This window comes from Pseudoalteromonas sp. HF66 (assembly GCF_011806445.1).
Lineage (GTDB): Bacteria > Pseudomonadota > Gammaproteobacteria > Enterobacterales > Alteromonadaceae > Pseudoalteromonas > Pseudoalteromonas apostichopi.
Genome location: NZ_JAATOU010000014.1, coordinates 100,158 through 119,456, shown reverse-complemented (window position 1 = coordinate 119,456; position 19,299 = coordinate 100,158). Strand labels below are relative to the sequence as shown.

22 protein-coding genes are annotated in these 19,299 nt (G+C 40.9%); 11 read left to right on the top strand and 11 right to left on the bottom strand.

From position 1 onward, the window contains the following. Window positions 1–147: 147 nt before the first annotated feature. The 3 genes from HCZ11_RS14430 to HCZ11_RS14420 all read right to left on the bottom strand — a co-directional run bounded on the left by HCZ11_RS14430 (window position 148) and on the right by HCZ11_RS14420 (window position 1,545). A complete protein-coding gene (locus HCZ11_RS14430) occupies window positions 148–573 on the bottom strand; it encodes a secondary thiamine-phosphate synthase enzyme YjbQ (protein ID WP_130049848.1) in 426 nt (141 codons plus the stop codon). After that, a complete protein-coding gene (locus HCZ11_RS14425) occupies window positions 570–1,037 on the bottom strand; it encodes a chemotaxis protein CheX (RefSeq protein ID WP_054554140.1) in 468 nt (155 codons plus the stop codon). Before HCZ11_RS14425 ends, HCZ11_RS14430 begins: the two co-directional genes overlap by 4 nt. A gap of 73 nt (window positions 1,038–1,110) precedes the next feature. Beyond that, complete coding sequence (locus tag HCZ11_RS14420; protein ID WP_054554141.1) at window positions 1,111–1,545, bottom strand: transcriptional repressor; 435 nt, start codon at window positions 1,543–1,545, stop codon at window positions 1,111–1,113. A gap of 94 nt (window positions 1,546–1,639) precedes the next feature. On the opposite strand from HCZ11_RS14420, the gene HCZ11_RS14415 reads away from it, so the two are divergent. The 9 genes from HCZ11_RS14415 to HCZ11_RS14375 all read left to right on the top strand — a co-directional run bounded on the left by HCZ11_RS14415 (window position 1,640) and on the right by HCZ11_RS14375 (window position 7,869). Further along, window positions 1,640–2,260, top strand: coding sequence for a MarC family protein (locus HCZ11_RS14415; protein ID WP_130049847.1), 621 nt, complete (start codon window positions 1,640–1,642; stop codon window positions 2,258–2,260). A gap of 98 nt (window positions 2,261–2,358) precedes the next feature. Beyond that, window positions 2,359–2,838 (top strand): hypothetical protein, encoded by a 480-nt coding sequence (locus HCZ11_RS14410; RefSeq protein ID WP_130049846.1) that lies wholly within the window; start codon window positions 2,359–2,361, stop codon window positions 2,836–2,838. Between the two features lie 236 nt (window positions 2,839–3,074). Then, window positions 3,075–4,052, top strand: coding sequence for a tRNA dihydrouridine(20/20a) synthase DusA (gene dusA / locus HCZ11_RS14405; RefSeq protein WP_130049845.1), 978 nt, complete (start codon window positions 3,075–3,077; stop codon window positions 4,050–4,052). A gap of 235 nt (window positions 4,053–4,287) precedes the next feature. Continuing rightward, window positions 4,288–4,962, top strand: coding sequence for a PspA/IM30 family protein (locus tag HCZ11_RS14400; protein ID WP_167658741.1), 675 nt, complete (start codon window positions 4,288–4,290; stop codon window positions 4,960–4,962). A 10-nt stretch (window positions 4,963–4,972) separates the two neighbouring features. Further along, window positions 4,973–5,179, top strand: a complete 207-nt coding sequence (locus tag HCZ11_RS14395) for a PspC domain-containing protein (protein WP_054554145.1) — start codon at window positions 4,973–4,975, stop codon at window positions 5,177–5,179. 9 nt (window positions 5,180–5,188) lie between these two features. Beyond that, window positions 5,189–5,515, top strand: a complete 327-nt coding sequence (locus HCZ11_RS14390; protein WP_130049843.1) for a hypothetical protein — start codon at window positions 5,189–5,191, stop codon at window positions 5,513–5,515. A gap of 80 nt (window positions 5,516–5,595) precedes the next feature. Then, complete coding sequence (locus HCZ11_RS14385) at window positions 5,596–6,102, top strand: copper chaperone PCu(A)C (RefSeq protein ID WP_130049842.1); 507 nt, start codon at window positions 5,596–5,598, stop codon at window positions 6,100–6,102. An 8-nt stretch (window positions 6,103–6,110) separates the two neighbouring features. After that, entirely contained in the window at window positions 6,111–7,097 is a 987-nt protein-coding gene (locus HCZ11_RS14380) for a DUF2333 family protein (protein WP_130049841.1), read from the top strand. Between the two features lie 4 nt (window positions 7,098–7,101). Beyond that, window positions 7,102–7,869 carry a TIGR04219 family outer membrane beta-barrel protein gene (locus tag HCZ11_RS14375; RefSeq protein ID WP_167658740.1) on the top strand — a complete coding sequence of 256 codons (768 nt, stop codon included), beginning with the start codon at window positions 7,102–7,104 and terminating at the stop codon, window positions 7,867–7,869. A 33-nt stretch (window positions 7,870–7,902) separates the two neighbouring features. Here the strand turns inward: HCZ11_RS14375 and HCZ11_RS14370 are convergent, their stop codons facing one another. After that, on the bottom strand, window positions 7,903–8,790 hold the full coding sequence (locus HCZ11_RS14370) for a TIGR03899 family protein (RefSeq protein WP_167658739.1): 888 nt from the start codon (window positions 8,788–8,790) through the stop codon (window positions 7,903–7,905). Beyond that, complete coding sequence (locus tag HCZ11_RS14365) at window positions 8,759–9,265, bottom strand: SRPBCC family protein (RefSeq protein WP_167658738.1); 507 nt, start codon at window positions 9,263–9,265, stop codon at window positions 8,759–8,761. Before HCZ11_RS14365 ends, HCZ11_RS14370 begins: the two co-directional genes overlap by 32 nt. Window positions 9,266–9,524: 259 nt before the next feature. Between HCZ11_RS14365 and HCZ11_RS14360 the strand changes: the two genes are divergently transcribed. After that, the gene (locus tag HCZ11_RS14360) at window positions 9,525–11,720 is read left to right on the top strand and encodes an EAL domain-containing protein (RefSeq protein ID WP_167658737.1); all 2,196 of its coding nucleotides are present in this window, start codon (window positions 9,525–9,527) and stop codon (window positions 11,718–11,720) included. Window positions 11,721–12,004: 284 nt separating this feature from the next. Further along, on the top strand, window positions 12,005–14,185 hold the full coding sequence (locus HCZ11_RS14355; protein WP_167658736.1) for a YgiQ family radical SAM protein: 2,181 nt from the start codon (window positions 12,005–12,007) through the stop codon (window positions 14,183–14,185). Between the two features lie 34 nt (window positions 14,186–14,219). On the opposite strand, the gene mgtE is transcribed toward HCZ11_RS14355, so the two are convergent. From mgtE to HCZ11_RS14325, 6 genes are all read right to left on the bottom strand, one after another. Beyond that, window positions 14,220–15,578: a magnesium transporter gene (mgtE, locus tag HCZ11_RS14350; RefSeq protein ID WP_130049836.1), complete on the bottom strand. Its 1,359-nt coding sequence runs from the start codon at window positions 15,576–15,578 to the stop codon at window positions 14,220–14,222. A 211-nt stretch (window positions 15,579–15,789) separates the two neighbouring features. After that, window positions 15,790–16,062 (bottom strand): HPr family phosphocarrier protein, encoded by a 273-nt coding sequence (locus tag HCZ11_RS14345; protein ID WP_167658735.1) that lies wholly within the window; start codon window positions 16,060–16,062, stop codon window positions 15,790–15,792. Window positions 16,063–16,077: 15 nt separating this feature from the next. After that, a complete protein-coding gene (rapZ, locus tag HCZ11_RS14340; RefSeq protein WP_130049834.1) occupies window positions 16,078–16,923 on the bottom strand; it encodes an RNase adapter RapZ in 846 nt (281 codons plus the stop codon). Beyond that, on the bottom strand, window positions 16,924–17,376 hold the full coding sequence (ptsN, locus tag HCZ11_RS14335) for a PTS IIA-like nitrogen regulatory protein PtsN (protein WP_130049833.1): 453 nt from the start codon (window positions 17,374–17,376) through the stop codon (window positions 16,924–16,926). It lies immediately after the preceding gene. Between the two features lie 3 nt (window positions 17,377–17,379). Beyond that, a complete protein-coding gene (gene hpf, locus HCZ11_RS14330; protein WP_036971325.1) occupies window positions 17,380–17,667 on the bottom strand; it encodes a ribosome hibernation promoting factor in 288 nt (95 codons plus the stop codon). Between the two features lie 27 nt (window positions 17,668–17,694). After that, window positions 17,695–19,191 carry an RNA polymerase factor sigma-54 gene (locus tag HCZ11_RS14325; protein WP_130049832.1) on the bottom strand — a complete coding sequence of 499 codons (1,497 nt, stop codon included), beginning with the start codon at window positions 19,189–19,191 and terminating at the stop codon, window positions 17,695–17,697. Window positions 19,192–19,299 lie beyond the last annotated feature (108 nt).

Here is a 19,299-nt window from a genome sequence, read left to right as displayed (position 1 = left end):
CGGCACTAGCTCAGTTGGTAGAGCGCAACCTTGCCAAGGTTGAGGTCACGAGTTCGAGCCTCGTGTGCCGCTCCAATCTCTAATAAATCCCCAAACACTTTTTAAAAAAATTAGAAGTTAAGACATGCTTGCAGCTTACAGCTAGTTTTAGATCTGACCTTGAATCGTGGCGACAATGCGTCTAGTACCACCATGGTCTCGGTGTTCACCTAAATAGATACCTTGCCAAGTGCCTAGCATTAAACGGCCTTGGTTAATTGGAATAGTGAGTTCTGCACCTAATGTGCTGCTTTTTATGTGGGCAGGCATATCATCATCACCTTCATAATCATGGCGATAATAACTTTGTCGTTCTGGCACAAAATGATTGAAGTGACTTTCCATATCCATTCGTACAGTAGGATCTGCATTTTCGTTAATAGTTAAGCTTGCAGAAGTATGCTGAATGAAAAGGTGTAATAAGCCTACTTTGTATTGCGTTATTTCAGGAAGTTGACGAAGTAGCTCGTCATCAATGATGTGAAAGCCTCGCGAACGAGGCTTCAATTGAATGATTTTTTGCTGCCAGCTCATAGTTTATCAAAGCTAACTTCAATATTGGCGTTACCATCAGCAGAAGTGAATGGAATTAACACCTTGGCACCTTCACATTTATGAGCGATTGTATGTCCTTTACCAGACACGACAACTGGCGTAGCCATATCAAACTCATAGCCTTTTTCGCCGAGTAAGTTTTTAGCGCCACCTGTCACCATGTTAGTAATTTCACCTACCATGTCAGTTACTTCTTCGTTCACCGTATCAGGGCGTTCACCTAGCATTCTTTCCATAATGGTTAGTGCCAGATTTTCATCAAAGGTGATTGAAAGCGAACCTTTAGTTTGTGGGCCAACCATACCAATCAAACCTGATACATCGCCACGGGCTAATTCATCTTTTTTTAAACTAGGTTTGCCCGGCTTTAATTCTGTTTGAGCCATGGTGCTCAATACATTTAATAATGATGATAAAAAAGGGTTGATGAACTCCACATTCATTATTTAATTTCCCTTAGGTTTCGAAATGCCATTAATCATACTTTAAGTGTAGTGGTTGTTTCAAACACCGCACTTATTCTTTGCACTTTTCGCACTTGCCATGTGCTTCGATAGTTTGTCCTGAGACAATAAATCCACTTTCTGCAGCTAAGTTATTAAGCTCATGAGATATTACTGTTGAATGTAATTCTTTTACATAACCACAGCTGTCACAAATTAATAATTGTACAGGGTGAATGTGATCAAAATGATGGCACAACATAAATGAGTTGGTGCTTTCAATTTTATGAATAAAGCCAAGTTCCGATAAGAAATCGAGCGCTCGATAAATAGTGGCTGGTTTTGCGCCTGACTCAGTTAATTTGAGTTGTTCTAATAAGTCATAAGCACCGACACCACCCTGCGCACTAGCTAATAGGCGGAATACTTTTTCACGGATAGGTGTGAAACGTGCACCACGATTATCGCATACTTGTTTTGCTTTACTGACGAGTGATTCTATATTCATCTTCTCTTATCCTTACGCTACCGTGATATACTAACATACTGTATTGTAGTTGCAGTGTTTTTATTCGCTAACACGTTTCAAGGGAGTTTTCTTAATGAATGAATTGTTAGCTGCGTTCATTTTCTTTTTTGCCGTCATTGATCCGATCGGCACTGTGCCCGTTTTTATTGCAGTTACACGCTGGGATGATGCTAAATTTAAGCGCAAAGTTGCGTTAAAAGCTGTTGGTGTTTCGGCACTGGTTTTATTGTTTTTCGTTGTGGCTGGTGAGTTACTTTTAGACGCGATAAATATTCCGCTTTCGGCGTTTCAGATTGCCGGAGGTATTGTTTTATTACTTTTTGCTTTATTGATGATATTCGGTGAAAGTAAACCAGAAACAGAGATCAAAAGCGTTCGAGATAGCACTGAAACCGCTATTTTCCCATTGGCGATACCTTCAATTGCCAGCCCAGGTGCCATGCTAGGTGCGGTATTGATGACCCGAAATACCGAATACACTTGGTATGAGCAACTTATAACCTCATCGATCATGCTTTCTGTATTAGTAATCGTGCTGGTTTTATTACTGCTTGCTACACATGTTCATAAGTTAATTGGTGATAGTGGCGCGAGTATCATTAGCCGGGTGATGGGCTTAATTTTATCGTCAGTGGCGGTTACTAATATTTTAGGCGGTATTGCTCACTACTTTGGTTTAAGTGTTGTCGGCTAGTTTTAATTTAAAGTGCATTTTCAGTGATTTAAACTTTGAATAATTGCCTTCTTTTATCTAACTTTAAAGAAGGCAATATAAAATTTAAGGAACAAAGAATGCTAATCAAAAATGTCGTCTTATCTGTTTTTCTGATTTTTAGTTTAGGTGCTTGCATGGAGCCGACCTATGATAGTGGTAAGCTAAAAGTCATCGAAGTAACAGATCATGATTTTAAAATTAATGGTGAAAGCGCAGTAACCGTGATTGTTGGTCATGCCAATGTGGCGGAATACAGCTTCTCACTTCGTAAAAGTGATTTAAAGAAAGGCACGCTTCTGCAGTCTGTGTCTGACAGTAATCCAAATGTACGTGCTGATGGTACCTTCTTTAGTGAATATTATGTGCAATCAAAAGATCATGATACGCGCGCATCAATTGAAATTGTAGAAATGGATCCTGTTGAGAAAGTAGCGCGAATTGCAGTGGGTGCTAAGCTCGTTAACCTGAAAAACGAAGACTACAAAGAGCTTGAAATCACGGTATTGGAGCTTACAGGACAAAACCTTGAGCATCTTCTAAATGAAGTGAAGATGTAACTTTTCCATTTTTGCTTATTCATCAAAGAAGTGAGTTTGCAGTACACTTCTTCACCTCTTTTCATCATCTGATCTTTGATTAAGCCATGCCGTGAGCTTGCTTCGGTGGTATAATGGCTGCAATTTTTCATTTCGGTGCATACCAATGGGGTATGTGTCATCGCTATTTTTAGCGTTCATCGTATTAGGTAATTTAAGTTGCAAGTAAATGCATTGATCTTAAAAGGGGCCATGTTATGAGCACAACGACATTAAACCGCCGTTTTTCCGTGGCACCCATGTTAGATTGGACTGATCGTCACTGTCGAACCTTTCACCGTAAAATGACTAAGCACGCTGTGCTTTACACTGAGATGGTGACAACAGGCGCTATTTTATTTGGTAAAGGCGATTACTTACACTTTAATGAGCATGAAGGGCCAGTCGCATTGCAACTTGGTGGATCAGATCCTGAAGCTTTGGCTAAGTGTGCAAAATTAGCGGCAGAGCGCGGCTATCATGAAGTTAATTTAAATGTGGGCTGTCCGTCTGATCGCGTGCAAAATGGTCGTTTTGGTGCTTGTTTAATGGCTGAGCCTAAACTGGTTGCTGACTGCGTTGCTGCAATGAAGGCCGAAGTGACTATTCCTGTTACGGTTAAAACTCGTATTGGTATTGATGAGCAAGATTCGTATGAGTTTTTATGTGCCTTAATAGAAGCAAGTCATGATGTTGGTTGTGATGACTTTATTATTCATGCGCGTAAAGCGTGGTTAAATGGCTTAAGCCCAAAAGAAAATCGTGAGATCCCACCTCTTGATTATCCTCGCGTTTATCAGCTGAAAAAAGATTACCCGCAACTACACCTAAGCTTGAATGGTGGCGTGAAAACGATTGCTGATAGTGTGGCGCACCTTGAGTATGTTGATGGCATCATGATTGGCCGTGAGGCGTATAGTAATCCGTTTATTTTGTCTGAAGTAGACGAAAATATTTATGGTGATGAAGCCTTTACACTGAGTCGCCATCAGGTTGTGCGTGCAATGTATGACTACATTGAAGATGAAATGAGTAAAGGCGCTAACTTTTGGCATATTGCTCGCCACATGTTGGGGATTTTCCAAGGCCAACCTGGGGCGCGTGGTTTTAGACGCCACCTTTCAGAAAAGGGTCATGGTAAAGCGGCTGATTTATCTGTTATGGATAAAGCCTTGAGTTTTGTCCCAGAAGCCTAATCAAATATCCTATTAAAAAGCCACATTTCGTGGCTTTTTTTGATCCTAAAATTTAGTGAAAAAGTTAATTTTTTAGTCAAATTAGTTATTTTTCATTCAGTCACTAGTCAGCCAAAATCTCAACAAATCCACTTCAACTGATTGTATTTAAATAATAAATTTTGTTTATTCGTTAGTTGGCACAAGAATTGGAATCTCCTAGCTGTATTAACCCAATAATCAACAGGAGAGTCACATGGGTGTATTAAATCGCGTAAATGACATTATTCAGGCAAACCTTTCTGCAGCATTAGATAAAGCTGAAGATCCTGAAAAGTTACTTAATCTACTCGTGCAAGAAATGCAGGATGCACTGACTGAATGCCGTGCAACCGCTGCGACATTTTTAACACAAGAAAAGCAAATGAAGCGCGAAATCGCAGCTAAACAAGCGAAAGTAGCTGACTGGCAAGCTAAAGCAGAAAAAGCACTAAGTAAAGATCGTGATGATCTTGCCAAAGCTGCGTTAGTTGAAAAGCAGCGTTTAACGACAGAAATCGAAGCGCAACAAGCTGAAATGGATAAAGTTGCTGAGTCACTCGCAAAATTGACAGAAGACTGCCAGCGTTTACAAAACAAGCTTGCGGATGCAAAAGCCAAACAGCTGACTTACATGCAAAAAGAACGCGTTGTTACAGCACGTTTAAAGGTTAAAGAGCAGCTGCATAGCAGTAAAGTTGAAGATGCATTAGCACGTTTTGACTACTTAGAGCAGCGCGTTGAAAACATTGAGTCACAAGTTGAAGCGTATGAACTTACGCAAAGTGATGCCGCAAATTCAACAGCAGCGCAAATTGCTGCCCTTGAGAAAGATGAAGCAATCGATAAACAGCTTGCTGATTTAAAAGCAACGATGAAGCAGTCGGCTTAGGAGGTTTATGATGAATACTTATCACACATCGACACGTTGGTACCGTGATCTGAGTAACAAAAAGATCTCGGGTGTGTGTAGCGGACTCGCTGCACGCTTAGGCTTCCCTGTGTGGTCAACCCGTTTGGTAATGATCATACTACTTATTCAAATGCCGCTGTTAATTGGCGTGGGTTACTTAGTGGCTCATTGCACTTTACCAGTAAAAGGCTACTAGGAGTCGATCATGAAAACGTTAGCTATCATCGTTCTAGCAATGTTACTACTATGCACTGATGTAGTTTCATTTGTATCGTTTGACTCATGGCAGTTGCCCTTATCAATTGCTGATATGAGTTGGGCTGGCCTTGAGGTCATCGGAGCAATTGTAGCTGTGATTGCTGTCGTTGCTGGTGTTGCGCTATTCACTATTGGTCTACTTGGCGCAGGTGTTGTTGCTCTGATTGGTGTTGTGCTTGCGTTTTTATTTGGCTCAGTAATGATTGCATGGCCTCTTTTATTGATCGCAGCATTGTGTTGGTTGATCGCCGATAACAAAAAATCACCAGCTTAAGGTACTATTAAACTGCCTTAATACATAAAATATGCTAAATTTAGCGGGTAAGTTAATGTCTTAACAAGGATTAAAACATAATGAAACTATGGCCCGCACTCTCTTTTCTTACCGCAAGTTTAATCACGAGTACCTTTTCATTTGCCCATAGTGGCCATGACCATAACGATGTTGCTGAAGTAACCGTAAGCAACGCGCAGGTACGTGAGTTTTTACCAGCCAGTAAAGCAAGTGTTGCTTATTTAACTATTACCAACCCAAGTGAGCATGCAACAGTACTAACTAAAGCGGAACTGGATGGTTTAGGACGTGTTGAAATCCATCAGCATACCCATGTTGATGGCATGATGAAAATGGAGCAGGTTTTATCATTAAAGATCGATGGTCATAGCAGTGTTGAGTTTAAACCAGGTGGTTATCACTTAATGGTGTTTGAACCTGAAGATCAACTAAAAGCAGGGCAAGAGCGTAAACTCACGCTATATTTTAATGATGGCAATCGAGTTTTCACCCAAGCCAAAGTTGTGTCTTTACAAGAAATGTCTGAACAGGCAGCACAAAAAAGTAAAGAGCACTCACATCACTAGGAGGTATTATGTCTGAGCATAAAGGAAAAATAGCCAGTGCATTACTTATTGTATTAATTATTTTTTACGCGATTGCTGTTTACTGGAGTAGTGAGCCGGATCGCATGGATGTTGTTAGCAAGGCAAAACAAGAAGCGCAACTGCGTGGCGAAAAGTTTGTCACTGGCTACACAACAACGTCAACACTGATTGATGTTGCAAGTACATTGTTAAATAAGCCTGGTGGTTATTTATCAAATGATATGATGCCACCTAGTGTGATGATGGATAATATGCCTGCCTGGGAATACGGCGCACTTGAGATGACCCGTGATTTAGTGTTGTCTATGCGTAAAGACTTCAGCCGTTCACAATCGCAATCTACTGAGCATGAAGCTCTAAAAAAAGCCCAGCCACAGTTTAACATTAGCTCTGTTGCATGGGCATGGCCGAGTGCTGAAACAGAGTATCAAAAGGGCATTGATTTATTGGTAGTGTACCGTACTCAAATAGCGGATCAGAACGATCGTGATAGCCAGTTTTATGCCCGTGCTGATAATTTACGCAGCTGGTTAAAAGAAGCTGAAAAGCGACTTGGCAGCTTAAGTCAGCGATTAAGCGCGAGTGTTGGTCAAGACCGTTTGAATACAGATTTAGCTGGCGACACTGCAGCTCATCAAGCAACTTATACACCTTTGCAAAACCAAGTGAAAACATCTTGGTGGCAAATTGATGATGTGTTTTATGAATCTCGTGGTGCAACGTGGGCATTACTGCACTTTTTACAAGCGGTTGAATATGATTTTGCTGATGTATTAGAAAAGAAAAATGCTCGTGTTAGTCTGCAACAAATTATTCGTGAATTAGAGGCCACACAAGAAACAGTGTGGAGCCCAATGATTTTAAATGGCAGTGGCTTTGGTTTTGTAGCTAACCACTCATTGGTCATGGCGAATTATATTTCTCGAGCCAATGCGGCTCTAATTGAACTTAGCGAACTTTTAGCGCAAGGATAAAATGATGAAAAAGTACTGTTTAGCAGCAGCCCTTTCAATGGCTTGTTTAGCCCCAACAGCGCAAGCTGATACATTATTAGGTTTATACTTAGGTGTTGATGGCTGGCAATCAGATAATAGCGGTAGCTTTGCTCAAGACGGAAACTTACAAAGCTTTAAATTTGATGATGAAACGTTTACGAGCTACTACGCAGCGCTTGAGCACCCAGTGCCGTTAGTACCAAACATTAAACTAAAATACACTGAGCTTGAGTTAAATGGTGATACCACCCTAGATGAAACCTTTAGCTTTGGTGGTTCAGATTACGTTGTAGGTACGCAAGTAGGCACTGTCAGCGATTTATCACACATCGACTATATTCTCTATTACGAAATCTTTGATAATGATTTAGTTTCTATTGATTTAGGTGTGAATGCGAAACAATTCGACGGTGAAATTACGGTAACGGGTACATCGCAAGATGGTGGCCAAAACACGACTGAGCGAGTTGATTTCTCTGGTTTCGTACCTTTAGTTTATGGCCGTTCTGAAGTTGGCTTACCATTAACGGGTTTAAGCGTATTCTTTGAAGGTAGTTTACTTGCTATTGACGATAGCAAAATTCAAGACTATCAGGCGGGCATTGCATACGCTTTACTTGATAACTTAGCAATTGATATGGATATTAAAGCCGGCTACCGCTCAATGACATTAGAGCTTGATGATATTGATGATATCTACACAGACTTAGATGCATCAGGCCCATTTGCGGGTATTCAAATCCACTTCTAATCGAGCCATTCGATTTATACTAAGCTGGCTGCTTTATTTTAAAGCTTGCCAGCTTACTTCAAATTCATCTTCTAATGCTGTTGATAATATTTGCTTATAAGCTTTGTTTATTGGCGATGCAATTAGCTTTCGTAACTCATCACCCGTTTGAGTAAACTTATAATAACTGAGTACCAAGTCATTACTTTTCGCTATTAGAACCAAGCGTTGATTCATAAAGCTCAGTACTAGTTCTTGGCCAGCTTTTAAAACGGCTGATTCGATTTCTTTTCGGTATAGTAAGTTAATATCCATTAAGGTAAGAATATCAGGAAAGCTAACGGGAGTTTTTCCTAAGTTAAATGACACTTTGTTACCCTTTCTGAGCAAATCAAACAGCGATGGTTTTTTATAAAAGCCGAGTAAAATTAAGTGGCTGTTGTCTTTTTCATTAAAGCCACACAGTGATGTACAGCGTTGAAGGGCATCAGCTTCTCGCTGAGTCATGTGTTTAAGTGTTTGCAGGCTTTTAATTGAAAAGGTACCCGGTGAGACTGTTTCACCAGCTAGTATTTTCGCCCACAGTTTCTGCATTGATGAGTTCGCTGTGTCTTCACATAAACTAATAAAACGCTCTATCCAATCAAAATCGGGCTGTTGTTGACCAGTAACATCCGGGCAAAAAGCCATGGCCATCGACATAATGGTTTCGATATTTTCTTGGCGCTTTATAAATTGAATTTCTTGGCGAGTTTGGGCGCGCTCTAAAAGGCTGGCTTGAGCTCTTATTTGATAAGCTAGCTGTTGCTGACCTTGTGCTGAGTAGCTGTCATTATCAGCATGGTTAATCCTAGCAGATGAGGCTTTATGAATTGGATAGCCGAGCTGATTTTCTATGATATTAGCAAGATTAACTCTCGCTTGAGCTGCTTTCACTGTCATCGGTAGCAATCGCCTTGTCTTTTGTTGCTAACTGCGCATGGGTTTTGATGTTATTGAGCGCCAGCTTTACTGTGTTATTGAGAATATACTGGCTTAATAAAGCAAGGTAGCCACCAATAATTGGGGTATTAACCTCACCATTTAGTGAACACTCAATATTAACGTTATCGCCTTCAGGTAAATAGCGGATAGTGCCTTGGGTAATGTGTTCTTTATTAAATAATATATTAAATGAAAGCTGAGTATTGTCGAGTTGGGTGATGGTCATTTCGCCTTCGCCAAAGCGACTTTGCCAAAATTGATGTGCACCAACGCCCTGACTTGGCTCAGCAATGATAAATTTAATGCTCGGGTCCACTGCCTGCCATGGTTGCCACTTTGGCCATTGACTAAAGTCGCCAACAAGACTCGCAATCTCGGCGCTGCTTGCGTTCACTTTAATTGACTTGTGAACTGTATATTGCGGTGAAAGCATCAGTCCAATGACAAGTGAGATCAGAATGCCGATAAAAATCGCTTTTAGGGTAAAAATGAGTATTTTAATAGTCTCACCTCAGGCAATTGTTTTATAACTTTCATAACATTATACGTAACATAGACTATAATCTGTTTGATACTATATAAGCTATCACTAATGTATCATAGTTAAATAAGTGATAGAATTTTGAGCGTCGCTGTAAAATGGAGTGGAACCATGGTTACAGTATTATGGGCATCACTCTAAGGAATTATTAATGGCATCAGAGAGTAACGACTTTTTGTTTAGTGACCAAGATGACGAACAGTTAGTGGATGAAACTGTCTCTGATTTTTGGGACGTATTAATTGTCGATGATGATCCAGAAATACATTCAGTGACTAAGCTGGCTCTTTCAGGGGTTGAGTTCTGGGACAAAGGCTTGCGGTTCCACCATGCCTATTCAGGTGCAGAAGCACTCGAATTACTTAAAAATGACCATTCGATTTCGGTGATTTTACTTGATGTAGTCATGGAGTCAGATGATGCTGGCTTAAAAGTTGTAAAGCAAGTTAGAGAATGCCTCAAAAATCACAACGTGCGAATTATTTTACGAACCGGACAACCAGGTTATGCACCTGAAGAAAAGGTTATCCGCGAATACGATATAAACGACTATAAAACCAAAACAGAACTAACACGCAGTAAGCTTATTACTGCACTTGTTACTGCTATTCGCTCATATGAGCAAGTTTGTCAGCTAGAATTTCAAAGCCGCGCTTTAAATAATATTTTGTATGCATCAAAAGCTATTCTTGGTTTTACCGATATCAAAGCTTTTTCGATGGCGGTTATCAAACAGCTTTCAATTATTTTGGATTGTGAACCGCAAGGCTTACTGTGTGGTTCAATCGAAGATGATAATCAGGTTTATGTTTTAGGCGGTTGCGCTCAATACAATGATTTTATAGGTCAAGGTGTTGAGCAACTTGATGATGGTCGTATCATCATGCAAGTGAATAATTGCTTGGCGCAAGGTGAACATCAACATACGGATATTGACAGTACATACTTACTCAAAAGTAAAAATCGCCAAGCAGCTATTTACTTAGAAACCGAGCACACGCCAAGTCCTTCGCAATTACAATTTGCCGAGATATTCCTGACTAATGTCAGTGTTGGTCTTGATAATGTTAGATTGTTCAACCGTTTACGTGATGCTGCATATAAAGATATTTTAACTGGCTTATCGAATCGTAATGATTTCATGAATAAAGTTGAGCGTTACTATCAACCGGGTAAAAGTGATTTTGTATTTTTATTAATTGATGTTGCGCAATTCTCTGATATTAATAACGGCTTAGGTCAAGAGATCGGTAACTTATTACTGAACGCAATTGTCGATAGGTTACAACAAGAGTACCCTAATGCTGAGTTGCTCTCACGTATTGGTGCAGATGTGTTCGGTCTATTGTTACCTGTTAATGAGTGTGATGTTGAGCTACTTCGCGAGCATTTAAGTTTGCCTTTTAATGCGGGCGAACACATTTTGCCAATCAATTTTAACATCGGTTTATGTTATCAAGGTGACTTTCAAAAAGCGGGAATTGAGACATTAAAACTGGGATACATTGCTCTTAACCAAGCTAAAAAACAATCTTCTGAAATGGTGGTGACTTATACCCCAGATATGGAAGAGAAAATGGCGTGGCGTTTAGGTATCATCAGACAACTTCGCCAAGATTTCGAACAACGTAAATTAGAGGTTTGGTTTCAGCCGCAACTTGATTTAAATACCCTTGAGATTATTGGCTGCGAAGCGCTGCTTCGTTGGCCTTCGGGTAATGGTCAGTATATTTCACCGGCGATTTTCGTTCCTATGGCTGAAGATGCAGGCTTAATTGTTGATATAGGCCAGTGGGTGCTAGAGCAAGCATGTTTGCAGCAAAAGCGCTTAGAAGCATTAGGCTTTTCAATAAGTATTGCTGTGAATGTGTCGGTGCCACAATTTAAAGTTAAAGGCTATGCACAGCAAGTTAAAGACACTTTAACAAAATACAATGTAGAGCCGCAGTTTATCGAACTTGAAGTAACCGAAAGTGTGGTTATGGATGAACTAGCTAATGTGATCACGACATTAAAAGAGCTTAAAGAGTTTGGCATTGAGATTGCGATTGATGACTTTGGTACAGGGTTCTCGTCGTTGAGTTATTTGCAAAAATTGCCGCTTGATAGACTTAAAATTGATCGTGCTTTTATTAAAGATTTACCAGGTCAAGATTGTCAGGCGATTGCAGCGTTAATTATTTCTCTTGGTGCAAGGTTAGGCTTAAAAACTATTGCAGAAGGGGTCGAAACACAAGCGCAAGCAGATTATTTAGCCCAGCTTGGCTGTGATGAAGTGCAAGGCTTCATGTACGCTAAGCCTATGCCAGAAAAAGAGTTAATTACCTACCTGCAAGCTAGGCAATAGCCAGTTCCAGTATGTGCATACTAATTAAACAGCGCCCTCCCATGTGAAGGGCGTTTTGTTTTCTATAATAATCCATAAGAGTGAGGTATAATACCAACCCGCGATAATACTTAGTCATTTTGAGAGATTAAACCTGTCGCTACCTGCGTTAAAAATTTCTGATTTAGAACAACTAAATAACGAAATTTTTGCCTTGTTATCAACGAGGTTTTATTGCCTCAAAATAGACCACTTAATTAAGCGAATTGGTATAATTCGCCCCTTTTGTTAGCAGAGTACACTTTATGAGCGCATTAAAAGCCGAGCGAGGCCTGTTTTCTTACCCTAAGTATTGGGCTGAATGCTATGGCACGGCGCCATTCTTACCGACCACTCGTGCAGAAATGGACGCGTTAGGCTGGGATAGCTGTGACGTGATCATTGTCAGTGGTGATGCATATGTTGATCACCCTAGTTTCGGTATGGCTGTGATTGGCCGCATGCTTGAATCGCAGGGTTTTCGCGTTGGTATTATTGCGCAGCCTGACTGGAACTCGAAAGATGCCTTTATGGCGTTAGGCAAGCCTAACTTATTCTTTGGTGTTACGGCGGGTAATATGGACTCGATGATCAACCGTTATACCGCTGAAAAGCGTATGCGTCATGATGATGCATACACGCCAGGTAACATAGGTGGTAAACGCCCTGACCGTGCGGTGGTTGTATATAGCCAACGTTGTCGCGAAGCTTATAAAGATGTGCCGCTGATCATCGGTGGTATTGAGGCGAGTTTACGTCGTATTGCTCATTATGATTACTGGCAAGAAAAAGTACGCCGAAGTGTTCTGTTTGATGCCAAAGCCGACATTTTAATTTACGGTAATGCTGAGCGTCCACTTGTTGAAGTGGCTCACCGTATTGCCGCAGGTGAGTCGGTCGAGACAATTCAAGATATACGTGGTACCGCGGTAATTCGTAAGGAACCATTGCCGGGTTGGCGTGGTAGTGACTCTACAGCTATCGATAAAATCGGTAAGATTGATCCAATTCCAAACCCGTATGGCGCAGATGATGTGGGTTGTAGTAAATCTGAGTTTAAAAAAGCGGGTATTGATCTAAGTGCTGAAGCAGCCAAACCAATAACTGTTCAGCCTGCACGTCCTAAACCATGGGAAAAGACCTACGTTAAACTGCCAGCGTTTGAGCAAGTGAGTGTGAATAAGCCGCTTTATGCCCATGCGTCGCGTATTTTGCACCAAGAAACAAATCCAGGCTGTGCACGTGCGTTATTTCAACGTCATGGCGACCGTTCTATTTGGGTAAATCCGCCAGCATTTCCACTAGAAACAGAAGAAATGGATGGTGTATTTGGTTTGCCATACCAACGTATTCCGCACCCAAGTTATGGTGATGACAAAATCCCTGCGTATGAAATGATTAAAACCTCAGTGAACATTATGCGTGGCTGCTTTGGTGGTTGTTCTTTCTGTTCGATCACAGAGCACGAAGGGCGTATTATTCAAAGTCGTTCAGAGCAATCAATTATTGATGAAATTGAACAAATTCGTGACAAGGTACCGGGCTTTACAGGGGTTATTTCTGACTTAGGTGGACCGACTGCGAATATGTATAAGTTGCGCTGTAAGAGTAAAAAAGCAGAGAGTACTTGCCGTCGTTTATCATGCGTTTATCCTGATATTTGTAAGCATATGGACACGGATCACACGCCAACCATTGAGCTTTATAAAAAAGCCCGAGATGTGAAGGGTGTGAAGAAAATCTTAATTGCTTCAGGCGTACGCTATGACTTAGCAGTTGAAGATCCACGCTATGTAAAAGAGCTGGTTACCCATCACGTAGGCGGGTATTTAAAAATTGCCCCTGAGCATACCGAAGATGGCCCATTATCTAAGATGATGAAGCCGGGTATGGGTGCTTATGATAAGTTTAAAGAGCTATTTGATAAATACTCAAAAGAAGCAGGTAAAAAGCAGTATCTGATCCCGTACTTTATTTCTGCTCACCCAGGAACTAAAGATGAAGACATGGTTAATATGGCGCTTTGGTTAAAGAGTAATGACTTTAAGCTTGATCAAGTACAAAACTTTTATCCGTCGCCAATGGCCAACGCAACGACGATTTATCATACTGAGATGAACTCGTTACGCAATATTAAAAATAACACTGAGCAAGTGCCTGTACCAAAAGGCGCCCGCCAGCGTCGTTTACACAAAGCGATTTTACGTTACCATGATCCTGCTGGTTGGCCGATGATCCGTGAAGCGCTAAGAAAAATGGGCAAAGCGAATCTAATCGGTAAGGGGCCAAACTGTTTGGTACCTGAAGAAGGTCGCAACGAGAAAGCAGCTAAAGGGAAGGGCGGTAAAGGCCGCGCGGCACTGACTCGTCATACCGGTTTTAGCCAGTTTAAAAAGGCCAATACTAAACCAAGAGTTGGTAAAAATAAGCAGCGTGCAAGTAAATAGAAATAAATACGGCCCTTAAAGGGCCGTTTTCAGATTAGATTAATAACCACGTTGCAGTACCTAAGAAGGCAAAGATACCGACAATATCGGTAACGGTTGTGAGTACCACACTGCCAGCGAGGGCAGGGTCAATTTTCATTTTCTTGAGAATTAATGGAATGCTTGCACCCGCAATACCTGCAGCAACCAGGTTCATAAACATTGCAAAGGCTAATACTGCACCGAGCTTAAAGTCCCATTGCCATAGGGCAACAACACCGGCAATTAATATCGACCAAATAACGCCATTCAGTGCGCCAATCGCTAATTCCTTGAGTAATAAGAAGCGTTGGTTAGTTTGATTAATATGGCCAACGGCTATACCACGAATAACCAGTGTTAAAGTTTGACTGCCTGCAACGCCACCCATTGAAGGTACGATACCATTGAGTACTGCCAAAATAGGCAAAATTGCTAAGGTATTTTCAAAAAAGCTTGCCACAATTGCTGCTAGCAATGCGGTTAATAAGTTAACTCCAAGCCAAATAGAGCGACGTTGCGAACTTTTTAGCACTGGCGCAAAGGTATCTTCTTCGTCATCAAGACCAGCGAGGCTTAGCATGCTATGTTCAGCATCTTCGCGGATTACGTCAACGATATCATCGATGGTAATACGACCTAGCAAGTGTGCGTTGTCATCAACAACCGGGGCTGAAATCCAGTTATGACGTTCGAAAAGTTGTGCTACATCACTTTCATCCATTGAAATAAGTATAGACTCACAATCTTCATCCATTAAATCGCGAACAATTTTATCAGATGGGCTTGTCAGCAGTGTAGTTAACGAAAGTGCTCCTAGGAAGCAGTTATGCTTATCAACAACGTATAAGTCATCAGTGCCTTCTGGTAGCTCACCTCGTAGGCGTAAATAGCGTAGCACTACATCTAAAGTAACATCTGGGCGAATTGTTACCGTATCGCTGTTCATCAAGGCACCGGCAGAGCGCTCTTGATAAGAAAGTGCCTGAGTAGCCCTTTCTCTATCTTGCGAGTCCATTGCACTAACTACGTCTTGATATACGGTATCAGGAAGGCTACGTAAAACCTCACCTAAGTCATCGTCGTCCATGTCCTCGGTGGCGGCAGCAATGTGCTCAGGTTCCATCTGCGCAATAATACCAAGACGTACATCTTCAGACAGTTCTTCTAGAACATCACCACGCACATCTGGATCAACCAGCTGCCAAAGCATACGACGAATTTTATGGGGAGAAGACTCAAGTAAAAGGGCTGTATCACAAGGCGCCGTTTTGGCTAACATACCGCGCACTTGAACAAATTGACCACTATTGAGTGACTTGGTCACTTGTTTGAGTTGTTGTAGTGGGTAATCTTGTTCAAAGGCTTCTGGCATTGGCGTCCTTACAACTGAAAAAAGTTTATATAGGCTGAGCAAATACAGCATAGTTGCTTTGTGGTGTATTTGCAGAGATATCGTCGCACTGTGATAAATTTATTAAGAGTTTTGCAACTTAGAAAAGCGAGCGATATAAAAGTAGGATATTTAAAGGGAATTTCAAATATCCTAATTAAGTTTACCGTAAATCTTGAAGGCTTAGCAAATGCTATTCTTGCTCGTGAAAGCGCTGTGCGATTAATTCACCGATTGCAGTTAATGCTGCATCAGCATCAGGGCCTTCACAAACGACTCTAACTTCTTTACCTTGACTGCTTTCAAGTAGCATTAACGCCAATACGCTGTCACCTTCAGCTTCTTTATCGTCTTGATAAAGCGTAATTTTAGCATCAAATTGTAGTGCTAATTGGGCTAAAACAGTGGCTGCGCGAGCATGTAAGCCGAGTTTGTTTTGAATTAAAAAGGTATCTTCAGCGCGCATTATAATAGTGCCTAATTAAATGTCTTGTTCACGGTGGCGAATTTTTACATTGTCATGGCTTTTAGCAAAACTCTCACCAATTGTTTGCGCTAAGTAAACAGAGCGATGTTGGCCACCAGTACAACCAATGGCAATGGTAAGGTAACTTCGGTTGTTACGCTCTAAATGTGGTAGCCATGTTTGCACAAATGTTTGAATTTGCCATGTGAACTTTTGCACTATGCTGTGGCTAGCTAAATAATCTTTTACTGGTTGATCTAGACCCGTTAGCGGCTTCAAATCAGGTTCCCAGTGTGGGTTAGGTAAAAAACGTGCATCAAATACGTAATCAGCTTCTTTTGGAATACCATGTTTAAAGCCGAAAGACATAAAAGTGATAATCAGTTTTTTATCCTTTTTACCCAAAATCTTTTCGCGAATTGATTCTGCTAACTGATGAACACTGAGATCTGTGGTATCAATCATAAAATCAGCACGAGTGATCAACACATCGAGTAAGACTTTTTCTTGTTTAATAGCCAGATCAAGTGGCAAAGAATCAATGGATAATGGGTGTAAACGACGAGTCTCTGAAAAGCGTTTTATCAGGGTTTGGTCATCACTGTCTAAGTAAAAAAGTGTTGGATTTGCGAAACCAGGAAGGTACTCAAGAATATCATTAAATTCTTGCTGCTCTTTTGGAAGGTTACGCACATCAATACTGACCGCTATTTTATCGTAGTTATCTGATACGCTACGCACGAGCGAAGGCAGTAAATTGACTGGAATATTATCAACGCAATAATAACCTAAGTCTTCAAGTACTCGTAAAGCGACCGATTTACCTGAGCCTGAGCGACCGCTGATAATGATTAATTCCATTTATGCCTCTGCTGATATAACCTGAAACAGTTGCTGATCGGTAGTAGCACTACGCAGCTGTTTACAAAACTCTTTATCTTTAAGTCTATCAGCAATTGTTGATAAGGTCTTTAGATGAAGCTGAGAGTCACCATCTGGTACGATGAGTGCTACGAAAATGTCAACAGGGCGATTATCAATTGCATCAAAATTGATTGGGGATTCACTCACTATGACAAACGCCTGAGGTTCATCGGCGCCACTCATTCGGCCATGTGGAATAGCAATACCTCGGCCAATACCAGTGCTACCTAACTTCTCTCGGTTGAGTAAAGCATTTAGGATATCTTGTTGAGATAAATGAGGAAGCTGCTGGTGAGCCAGTTCGCTGATATATTCAAGAATTCTTTTTTTGCTATTAAAAAGGACCGCAGCTTTGCTGCAGTCCTGATTAGTAAGTGAACTTAGTTTCATAATTTAATGTCGAGCTAATTTCTCTTTGTGTTTAATGACTTGGCGATCAAGCTTATCGATCAACGAGTCAATGGCTGCGTACATATCTTGATGTTCTGTAGAAGCGAACAATTCGCCTCCGTTTACATGTAAAGTTGCTTCTGCTTTTTGGCTTAATTTTTCTACATCTAGAATGACATGAACATTATTAATATGGTCAAAATGCCTTTCTAGTTTCGCAAACTTGGTGTTTACATAGTCTCTTAATGAATCAGTGATTTCTACATGACGACCAGTTAAATTTAGTTGCATAAGCATTTTTCCTTCTATGTAAAACGTCTAAATCAAACTCTTACGCTGATTAGACGGAGGTATTGCTAGAGACTCACGATATTTTGCAATTGTACGTCTAGCTACTTTAATTCCTTGCTCAGCCAATATATCTGCAATTTTGCTATCACTCAATGGTTTAGCCGAGTTTTCTGCAGCGACTAACTTCTTGATTAAAGCGCGTATTGCTGTTGAAGAACACTCACCACCATTTTCAGTGCTGACATGGCTTGAGAAGAAATATTTCAACTCAAAAATACCCCTGGGGGTATGCATATATTTTTGCGTTGTTACTCGTGAAATCGTCGATTCATGCATTTCGACCATTTCAGCAACATCATTTAGCACCATCGGCTTCATTGCTTCTGGGCCATGCTCAAAGAAAGCTTGTTGTTGTTGAACGATACAGTTGGTCACTTTTAATAGTGTATCGTTACGGCTTTCTAAGCTCTTAATAAACCACTTTGCTTCTTGTAAGTGAGAGCGAATAAATTGGCTGTCGCTACTTGATTTAACAGAGCGAGACATAGCCGCATATTGGCTGTTCACTCTAATCTTTGGCATACTATCTGGGTTTAACTCAACCACCCAGCGACCTTTTACTTTTTTCACTGATACATCAGGTATGACGTACTCAGACTCTTCGCGTACTATGCTATCCGCAGGCTTAGGGTTTAAGCTGTGAATTAGCGTCATTACTTCTTTAAGCTCATTTTCTTTAAGCTTAGTCTTTTTCATCAAAGTTCGATAGTCGCGACTCGCTAATAATTCGATATGCTCAGATAAAACCATTTTAGTTTCAGCTAAATATGGCGTGTTTGCATCGAATTGGCGAAGTTGAATACACAGGCATTCCTGTAAACTACGCGCCCCAATACCGACAGGATCAAACAATTGAATTCTCTTTAGGACCGCTTCGACTTCATCAAGTTCGATTTCTTCTTCATCACTATTTTGATTAAAGCTCTCGACGATATCTTCACAGCTTACCGTTAAAATACCAGAGTCATCGATAGCCTCAACAATTGCCACAGCAATCGCTTCATCAGTCGGACTAAAGGGAGTTAGCTGTAATTGCCACATAAGGTATTCGTGAAGGGTTTCGGTCGATGCACCTTGATAAATAGATTCATCTTCTGGCATTGGCCCTGATGATGTTGATGGAGCGGCACTCATGTACTCATCCCATGTAACATCCATGGCTAAATCGTCACTTACAGTGTCTTTATTTAGAGCATCACTGCTTTCTTGTTCATATTCGCTAGGTGCTTCGTCTGCAGAAGCGCTGACTTGCACATCGTCAGATTCAGCTTTTTGTTCATTTTTGCCGATGCTTTCTTCGTTGTAATCCGCTTCTTCCACTTCAAGTAAAGGGTTACTATCTAGCGCCTCTTGAATTTCTTGTTGGAGATCCAATGTACTGAGCTGCAACAAACGAATAGCTTGTTGCAGTTGTGGAGTCATTGTAAGTTGCTGGCCCATGCGCAGCTGTAATGATTGCCTCATGTATCCCTAACAATCCTTTTTTTAAGTTATCGATAACTGTGCAAAGACAGTTAAGTTATTATCGATTTATTGTCATTGTTATAAGTCTAGCAGATGCTCTAGTCGGTG